Origin of the sequence: Devosia geojensis (assembly GCF_000969415.1) — a bacterium.
Lineage (GTDB): Bacteria > Pseudomonadota > Alphaproteobacteria > Rhizobiales > Devosiaceae > Devosia > Devosia geojensis.
In genome coordinates, this window is record NZ_JZEX01000100.1 from 1 (window position 1) to 476 (window position 476).

At 59.9% G+C, this 476-nt stretch carries 1 pseudogene; it reads left to right on the forward strand.

Annotated elements, in window-relative coordinates:
- Positions 1 to 6: 6 nt before the first annotated feature.
- Positions 7 to 476: pseudogene (locus VE25_RS09795) on the forward strand (sulfate ABC transporter substrate-binding protein); the annotation flags it as partial.

Consider the following 476-nt stretch of genomic DNA (forward strand, 5'->3'; position numbering starts at 1 on the left):
CTCACGCTGGGCTTTGCGGTCACGGCGCATGCTCAGGATCGCACCCTGATCAACGTCAGCTACGATCCGACACGTGAACTCTACCAGCAGTTCAATGAGGCGTTCATTGCCCATTGGAAGGCTGAAAAGGGCGAGACTGTCGCTATCGAAAATACCCATGGCGGCTCCGGCGCTCAGGCCCGTACCGTCATCGACGGCCTCGAAGCCGACGTGGTGACCCTAGCGCTTGAATCCGACATCAACGCCATTTCCGATGCCAATCCCAAGCTGATCCCCGCCGATTGGCGCGGCACGTTCGAAAACAACAATGCGCCCTACACCTAGACCATCGTGTGCCTGGTTCGCAAGGGCAATCCTGACGTCATCGCCGATGGGGGCGATCTGATCAAGGACGGCGTCGAAGTCATCACGCCAAATCCCAAGACCTCAGGCGGCGCTCGCTTGAACCGGCTCGCTGCATGGGCTTGGGCCAAGGC